Source organism: Brevibacterium sp. ZH18, assembly GCF_022748595.1.
Taxonomy (GTDB): domain Bacteria; phylum Actinomycetota; class Actinomycetes; order Actinomycetales; family Brevibacteriaceae; genus Brevibacterium.
Genome location: NZ_JALDSX010000081.1, coordinates 1 through 5568, shown reverse-complemented (window position 1 = coordinate 5568; position 5568 = coordinate 1). Strand labels below are relative to the sequence as shown.

The 5568-nt window shown below is 55.9% G+C and carries 9 protein-coding genes; 4 read left to right on the top strand and 5 right to left on the bottom strand.

All coding sequences use genetic code 11. The annotated features are described in order from the left end of the window. The 3 genes from MPN20_RS16840 to MPN20_RS16830 form a co-directional block, all read right to left on the bottom strand. Nucleotides 1–158, bottom strand: a 158-nt coding sequence (locus MPN20_RS16840; RefSeq protein WP_242783990.1) for a recombinase family protein, incomplete at its 3' end; no start/stop codon positions are given. Between the two features lie 133 nt (nucleotides 159–291). Then, nucleotides 292–864 carry an NUDIX hydrolase gene (locus MPN20_RS16835; protein WP_069599206.1) on the bottom strand — a complete coding sequence of 191 codons (573 nt, stop codon included), beginning with the start codon at nucleotides 862–864 and terminating at the stop codon, nucleotides 292–294. Continuing rightward, on the bottom strand, nucleotides 845–1513 hold the full coding sequence (locus MPN20_RS16830) for a DUF402 domain-containing protein (protein WP_242783989.1): 669 nt from the start codon (nucleotides 1511–1513) through the stop codon (nucleotides 845–847). The genes MPN20_RS16835 and MPN20_RS16830 overlap by 20 nt, the downstream gene beginning before the upstream one ends. 126 nt (nucleotides 1514–1639) lie before the next feature. On the opposite strand from MPN20_RS16830, the gene MPN20_RS16825 reads away from it, so the two are divergent. Continuing rightward, on the top strand, nucleotides 1640–2077 hold the full coding sequence (locus MPN20_RS16825) for a GNAT family N-acetyltransferase (RefSeq protein ID WP_069599205.1): 438 nt from the start codon (nucleotides 1640–1642) through the stop codon (nucleotides 2075–2077). A 273-nt stretch (nucleotides 2078–2350) separates the two neighbouring features. Here the strand turns inward: MPN20_RS16825 and MPN20_RS16820 are convergent, their stop codons facing one another. After that, entirely contained in the window at nucleotides 2351–2998 is a 648-nt protein-coding gene (locus MPN20_RS16820; protein WP_125240291.1) for a hypothetical protein, read from the bottom strand. A 181-nt stretch (nucleotides 2999–3179) separates the two neighbouring features. On the opposite strand from MPN20_RS16820, the gene MPN20_RS16815 reads away from it, so the two are divergent. Continuing rightward, nucleotides 3180–3650 (top strand): hypothetical protein, encoded by a 471-nt coding sequence (locus tag MPN20_RS16815; RefSeq protein ID WP_069599200.1) that lies wholly within the window; start codon nucleotides 3180–3182, stop codon nucleotides 3648–3650. Between the two features lie 108 nt (nucleotides 3651–3758). Here the strand turns inward: MPN20_RS16815 and MPN20_RS16810 are convergent, their stop codons facing one another. Continuing rightward, the gene (locus MPN20_RS16810; RefSeq protein WP_125240290.1) at nucleotides 3759–4583 is read right to left on the bottom strand and encodes a hypothetical protein; all 825 of its coding nucleotides are present in this window, start codon (nucleotides 4581–4583) and stop codon (nucleotides 3759–3761) included. Between the two features lie 443 nt (nucleotides 4584–5026). Between MPN20_RS16810 and MPN20_RS16805 the strand changes: the two genes are divergently transcribed. Beyond that, entirely contained in the window at nucleotides 5027–5233 is a 207-nt protein-coding gene (locus MPN20_RS16805) for a hypothetical protein (RefSeq protein ID WP_069599198.1), read from the top strand. Beyond that, nucleotides 5230–5568 (top strand): hypothetical protein (locus MPN20_RS16800; protein WP_242783988.1); only part of this gene is annotated, 339 nt, incomplete at its 3' end. The genes MPN20_RS16805 and MPN20_RS16800, both read left to right, overlap by 4 nt.

Here is a 5568-nt window from a genome sequence, read left to right as displayed (position 1 = left end):
AGCCGCCTCATTCCAGGTCGCTGTTTCGCCGTCTTACTCCCAGAGGTCACATCTGAGAACACATCTCGTTTCTGGACTCCCGCACCGACGAGTGCATCGAGTTGGAGCTGCGCATCTTGGCCAGCAGTACTGACCCGCGTGTATCCCAGAAGCCTCATGTCTTAAGAATGCCTCATAAATCCCAAGAAGTCACGACTCTAAGACACTCTGCGTCAAGACGAGTTAGCAAGACAGATCGCACCCCGTGAGTACGCGACTGAGCTGAAGTCACGCCGAGGTGGATCTGACGTCTCATAAAACTAAAGGTTTAAGAGGCGACATAAGTCCGCGACTTGCGGCCATCGTCCGCGCAATGATCAGCGTTGGATCGACGATTTCACCTTTTGTGATCATCGAATCCAGCTCCTCTACACGTAGCCAAACAGCGCTAACCTGCTCCGCCGGATCGTCTCGAGCTGCGGTCCCCTTTATCGTTGCCTCTGACGAAAAGAAGAGGTGCACGGGCCAGCTTGCCCGGCCAGGGTTCAAGAAGAAGGTATGGAGGGACATCAAGCTTGTCGGCACAATCCCCGCTTCTTCCTCAAGTTCGCGACGGGCCGTGTCTATCGGCTCCTCGCCATCTTCGGCTCCACCGGCAGGTAGATCGAAGATCCAGCGATCTATCGGGTAACGATACTGCCGAGTGACCAATACGTGATCGCCGTTAACGACAAGAACCGCGGCCGCGAATGGAACACTCTCGTCGACCTCGTAGTGAGTTTGCGAACCGTCGGGGAGAGTAACGGTGTGCTCGAAAAGCACTACACGCCCTTGGTGAATCTGGCGGCGATCAACAGTCTCCCACTTAGTCTCCTCCTGCGACATCTTCAAACTCCCAGTTGGCATCGGCAGGCAAAGTAGGCACGGTCCAATCGGGGTCCGGCTGAAAGCCCTCGTATCCGGCGTTGAACGGGAATTCCCAGTGCTCGACATCTTTCACGGCTTGCTGTGCCACTTGTCTGATCTGCTCCACCTTGGCTGTCGAGAACACCCCGGCGCGGTGGGCGAGCTCAAGTTCATCTTCGTCTTTGAAAGCGTAGATGCGATCAGGGCTGACGAGAACGTCGAGCACGAGGTCTGAGGTTTCGATGCCGGAATCCGACCGTGTGAATTCTTCTTCGATGTTCACGTAATAGGAGTTACGGATTCCCGCCTTTGTCTCGAAGAACCAGACAGAGTACATGGTGTTTGGCTGGAAGACTGCAAGTATCCCGGAGCCTACCCAGTTTCTGACTGCTTGGGCTCGTGGGGCGGTGAAGCGATCTGTCCCGCTGAGGGAGCGCAGGTCCTGCCCATCAGCACTGACTTGATAGAGCATTCGTGTCCCCGCGGCCATCCACACGGCAAGGTGCTGATCATCATCAGCGATTACAGTTACTGGCCGTTGATCCACGAGTCCGGGAAAGTCTGCGTCGCGGTAAGTCCAGAAAATTCTGTCGCCTCGTTGCCAACGCTGATGCTGCTGATCACTCATGCTCGCAACATACCAGGACATGCCGAGCCCCTAAATCATCTGCATCGCCACTGTGCAATGGAAAAGCACCGCCACTTATCGCTGAACCTCACAGGTTTGGTGTCCGCTTTGTAGCAGAATGGATAGATGACGATTTCGACCCGCGCGGCTACGTACAAGGACGAAGCTTGGTTGTTCCAGCTTCATGAAGACGCTCACAAGGAATTGGTGGAAGCGGCCTATGGTCCGTGGATCGCTGTACAGCAGCAAGAGTTTTTCCGCCCGCTTGTTGAGGAACATGAGGTGTTCGTGCTTGGGTTAGACGGCGTGGACGTCGGCGCGCTGTATCTGGGAAGGCGCGAGGAAGACACGTGGCTAGAGCTCATGGAAGTTGCTCCGGATAGTCAGGGTCAAGGCGTCGGTGCCGCCATCCTCAGTTGGGTGGTTGAACAGTCTGCAAAGGCTGGCCATGGAACGATGCTTCAGGTTCACAAAGTGAATGCCAGAGCAAAGCGATTGTACGAACGTGAAGGCTTCGCTGAGGTCGGGGAAACGGACACTCACCACCTGCTTCGTCACCCATAGTTCCGGGGTTCGCGCTGCTTCAAGCGAAGGCGCTATCGCGATAACGGCCTGACAACTCGTAATAGCGGTATCGCTTGTTGTTCTATGACTGATGAAACCTGCAAAGCATCGTGCGATGCGAGCGGGCGGTGAGAGCACTGCCGCCAAAATACGCTGACAGAACACCGCCATTTACCGCTGAAGCTCACACATTCTTCCGGTCGAGATCTTGAATGTCAAAGGGGTATACCCGATAGACATAGATTCGGGAACTATTTTCGCTAAGTGGGACCCCTAGCGGTCGTCGGGGTCCCGCTCGTCAGAGATGGTTGCCCTGCCTTCGAGTTCGCTAGACAATTCTCGGATAAGGCGGTTGCCCTCATCGATAAACCATTGGTGATTATCTTCGCAGTCCCACCCCGAATCTGGGTAATCGACGACGGGGTTGAAGTGAGAGCTCCAGAACTCCATGTAAGCATGGAGATCGTCGGCCAGGTCCGCTGAAATTGGGAGGTCTGAAGTCCCCACTGCAATGTCGTCGGTGTCATGGCTCCACAGCGGTTCCTTCCGCCCCCAGTCGGGAAAGAATCGAATCTCGATTGGCGAGTTCATAGAACACAACTCTGCGCGCGGCTTCGTCTGATTACGCTGGGACTTTCTCTTTTCAGCTGCCCGAACGAATGAGAGCCCCAAGGACCAACCAAGCGGTACAAGGGCAATCGGAACACAGACCACCGAAACCACGACCGCTGCCGCATAGGCGTTTATCCAACCATCCTCGATCGTGCCTGCCCACAACCATACGAAAATGCAGAAGCCGACAAGGAGTGTAGACACGGACGCTACTGCAATGTAGGCGATCTTCGCGCCTTTGGATTCCGGAATCAAAATTCGTTCTCCTCTCTCAGGTGTGCTGGCGGCATGACCGATGTCTCTGATCACGGGTTTCGTCTGCGGATAATAGTCATTCTTATCGACAAGGGCGGCGCCGTCGTTGTGTGAACTGTCGACTGCCTCCGTCGCTCGTTCGTCGCAGTGTTGTGAGTGTGTGCCACGGATCGTTGAGGCCGGTGTGGCATATTGAGATCAGACTATTACGGCAGGGGTATAAGGGAGGTTCGCGGTGAGCAATGGTGACTCGGTGCACGTGATGATCATAGCCACTGACGAATCGGTAGAGCTGTATCACATGGAAGATGTGCAGTGGGTGGAGTGGGTGCTACTCGGCTGGTTCGTCGTTGGTGCCGCCATCGCGGTCTGGTTCCTGACCATCATCGTGATAAGGCAACACGCGTGGTTGTCGCTCACTCTCCTCGGTGTCGCCTCAGTCGGCCTGATCGCCGGGGGATTCTGGGTCCAGTTGGGCTCCGGAGCTTATAGGGACAGTGAGGCACTGTGGGCCTGCCCTTCGGGTCTCAACGCTATGCGAATCACCGAAGCGAACGGATATCCGTTGTCGGATGGAATCGTTCGATGTCGTGCCGACGCGAAAAGGAACGTGGCAGTCGGCGCAGCGATGGCGGGCGCGGGGGTAATTCTGGCATTCGGTTCACCTCTCGTCGGTCGACATCGAAAGGCAGTAGTGCTCGCATAGCGGGCGAAGTTGCAGGGCGAGTTCGCGTGTCATCGATGGTGCTCTCCCGAATCTATTTGGCTCCCGTCCTCGTATCCCGTCTCAGAGACGTCCCGAGCTTGTGCGGGGTCACTTATTGCGGGACCGGATCTTGATGATTAGGACCATCAGTAGAAAAAGTACGGCGGTGAGGGGGAACATGAACGCGGCGAACACCCACACAAGCGTCCCGCCGATTCCGACCGAGTCGGAGTAAACGGCCTGAGCAACTGAGAGGCTGCTTAACTGGTGGGCGAAGACCAGAGCGAAGAGGCTGAGCGTTGCGAGTGTCGTTGAAACAGTCGTTGACACGGGCGTGGTCGAGAGTCGACGGAGAACGCCAGTGAGGCCGATCGCTCCAACGATCCCGGCTGCTGTCAGCCAGAGGAACTCCGTGTCCCATCCCTCATCACTGATAGGGGCCACGGGAGCGAAGAAAGTGACGATGAGAAACATGGTCACTGCGAGGCCCGTCGCCAGTGTCGAAGCGTAGATGACGAACGCAGTCGTTGCGAACGCGGGATCGCCACGACCTGAACCGATGCGGGTACGCGGCGTTGTTTGATGCTCAATGTTGGGAACTCGTACGGCCCACATGATTACGCCGGAGAGCACGAACGGATAGGCGAGCTCTCCGATGAATGGCAGAACTGCCAGCGAGTTAGCCACAATGTCCACAACACCGCTGGGAGGAGTATTCATGGAGTAAAATACAAGCCCGACTATTTCGCTGACCCCTGACCCAATCAGAACGATGAGACTGATGATCATGAACCAGGGCCTGAAAGAGCGGGGGAGAGCCCGTCCGATGATGACTGCGCAGAATGTTGCAACCACTGTCAGTAAGAAGCCTGAGAGGCTTATCATCCAGGGCTGAGGCAAGTAGAAGCTCTCGTCGGAGATATGCATCGCCACGTAGCCAGTCCAGGCAATGAGATGCCCGGCGAAGGCAACAATGAGCGTATTGAAACCGATCGAACGGGTGCTATTCGTTGCCGGTAGCGATAGCAAAGAGGAATCTGGTTTGGAACCATTCATATGCCGATCTTGGCACACTCGTCGTAGAGTCAGGGCCGTGACGGGAATTGTCGCGATCACGATTGAACGCTCGCGGCGGAAAGTGACCGCCCGCAGGACACTTTGTGCAGGTGAAGGCAAGAAATACGTGTTCCCGAAGGGGCCTGCGTCCGCTTTCGACGGTTTCGAAAGCGGATTGACTGCCCGGCGTTGCGCCACTGAATCTCGGCAATGCACCTCTTCTATCGTGCCTATACGATGTTTGCGCAGACTATAGAATGGGCCTTATCGCTTTCAACTAATGAGGCAGAGCCCGCAGATGCGCCGAAAGGATCGAGCATATGGAAGACTTTGGATTCGTTGAATCGAGCTTTGGCGTCCTTGGCATGCTGATGACACTTCTGCCCGTGTTTGTCTTTCTCGTCATCGTAGCGGGCATCGTAGTTGCGACTGTCTGGATCACCAAGTACCTCAAGCGGCAGGAAGCTGACCGCAAAGAGATGCTCGATCTCATGCGCAGGCAGGTTTCCAGAAAGCAAGATTCGTGAGTAGCGACCGTTTATCCGTCGTGCTGATCATTGCGGGCCTGTGCACGCTGTTAGCTGGCTTCGTGGCAGGCCTTGCTGCCTTCTCAACCATGTGGACTCTTTTCGGTTTCGGAGTCGCTCTCACAATCATCGCCACGAGTTTCATTATCTCGGTCTTGAACCAACGGCCTTGGCCGGCCAGAGGCCGTGACCAGCTGCGCCAGCTAAACACCATAGGGACGGCCCTGCTACTCGCGGCGCTCACATGTGCCGCTGTGGTCGGTATCGCTATCTCGGGGTTCATCGCTCTCGTTGATGGTACAACTCTGCAAATCAGTCCTGCGCAGGATGCATTG

Bases quoted from the DNA above. Each gene is read 5' to 3' on its own strand.
- MPN20_RS16835 (WP_069599206.1), bottom strand. From the start codon at position 864: ATGTCGCAGGAGGAGACTAAGTGGGAGACTGTTGATCGCCGCCAGATT.
- MPN20_RS16830 (WP_242783989.1), bottom strand. From the start codon at position 1,513: ATGAGTGATCAGCAGCATCAGCGTTGGCAACGAGGCGACAGAATTTTC.
- MPN20_RS16825 (WP_069599205.1), top strand. From the start codon at position 1,640: ATGACGATTTCGACCCGCGCGGCTACGTACAAGGACGAAGCTTGGTTG.
- MPN20_RS16805 (WP_069599198.1), top strand. From the start codon at position 5,027: ATGGAAGACTTTGGATTCGTTGAATCGAGCTTTGGCGTCCTTGGCATG.